Here is a 1,688-nt window from a genome sequence, read left to right on the forward strand (position 1 = left end):
TGAGGTAACCGCCCGAGTCGAGCTCGCCCGAGCGGAGGAAGGAGCCGTAGTCCTGGGCCATGGCGCCGGCGAAGACGCCGGTACGGCTGCCGCGCAGGGTCGCCGGGTCGATACCCGCCCGCTCCAGGACCTCCCACGACGTCTCCAGCAGCAACCGCTGCTGCGGATCCATCGCCAACGCCTCACGCGGCGAGATCCCGAACAGCGAGGAATCGAACAGGGCGGCGTCGTAGAGGAACCCGCCCTCACGGACGTACGTACGATGGGGCGTGCCCGGCTCGGGGTCGTAGAGGCGATCGAGGTCCCAGCCACGGTCGGACGGGAAGCCATCGATCGCGTCACCGCCCTCGGCCACCAACCGCCACAGATCCTCCGGGGAACCCACCCCACCGGGGAACCGGCAGGCCATCCCGACGATCACCACCGGATCGTCACTCACACTCGTCGGCGCAGGCAGCGTCCCGTCGGTGGCGACGGCATCGGGCCCGCCGTCCTCCACCAGTTCCGTGAGTGCGAAGCGAGCCACGTCAGCCGGGGTCGGATAGTCGAAGACCAGGGTGGCGGGGAACCTCATGCCGGTCGCCGCGTTCAGCCGGTTGCGCAGCTCGACCGAGGTGAGCGAGTCGAAACCGAGGTCCTTGAACGTATGGTCCGCGTCGACCTGTTGCGTCGACCCATGCCCGAGCACGGAGGCGGCCTGCGCCGAGACGAAGCCCCGAAGGAAGCGCTCACGCTCGCCGACCGGGAGCGCGAGCAACTGCTGCCGCAGGCTCGTCGCCTCGCCCTCCGTCCCGATCCCGGCCTTGCGGCGGCCATGGCCGCGCACCAGGGCACGCAGCAGCGGGGGCACGTCCTCCGGTGCCCGTCGGCGGAGCGCCGCGATGTCCATGTGGACCGGCAGCACGCAGGCCCGTTCCAGGCCCGCGCCCAGGTCCAGCACGGTGTCCAGCAGTCCGAGGCCCTGGGCGGGGGCGAGCGGGAGCATCCCGTTCCGCGTCAGTCGCCGCAGGTCCGCCTCGGTGAGGTCGGCGGTCATGCCCGCGCCGGGTGCCCACGGACCCCAGGCCAGCGCGGTGGCGGGCAGGCCGGCGGAGCGGCGGCGGGCGGCGAACGCGTCCAGGAAGGCGTTGGCGGCCGCGTAGTTGCCCTGCCCCGCGCCGCCGAACGTTCCGGCGACGGAGGAGAAGACCACGAAGGCGGACAGGTCGGCGTCGCGGGTCAGCTCGTGCAGATGCGTCACCGCGTCCACCTTCGGCCGCATCACCGTCGCGAACCGCTCAGGGGTCAAGGCGGAGACCACACCGTCGTCCAGGACGCCCGCCGCGTGCACCACGGCAGTCAGCGGACGCCCAGCCAGCACGGCGGCCAACTGGTCACGGTCGGCCACGTCCAGGGCCACCACCTCGACCTCGGCACCCAAGCCGCCGAGCTCCGCGACGAGTTCGGGGGCACCCGGGGCATCGAGGCCACGCCGGCCGGCCAGCAGCAGACGCCGTACCCCGTGCTCGGTCACCAGATGACGGGCCACCAGCGCGCCCAGACCACCCGTGCCACCGGTCACCAGGACGGTCCCGTCCGGATCCAGCGGCGCCGGGACCGTCAGCACGACCTTGCCGACATGACGGGCCTGCGACAGATGACGGAAGGCCTCCGGAGCCCTGCGCACATCCCAGCAGGTGACGGGAAGA

At 72.3% G+C, this 1,688-nt stretch carries 1 protein-coding gene; it reads right to left on the minus strand.

The genetic code is table 11. The annotated features are described in order from the left end of the window. Nucleotides 1–1,688: type I polyketide synthase (locus AQJ64_RS44655; RefSeq protein WP_159060371.1), on the minus strand; the 1,688-nt coding region annotated here is incomplete at both ends.

It is taken from the genome of Streptomyces griseoruber (assembly GCF_001514205.1).
In the GTDB taxonomy this organism is placed as follows: Bacteria; Actinomycetota; Actinomycetes; order Streptomycetales; family Streptomycetaceae; genus Streptomyces; species Streptomyces griseoruber.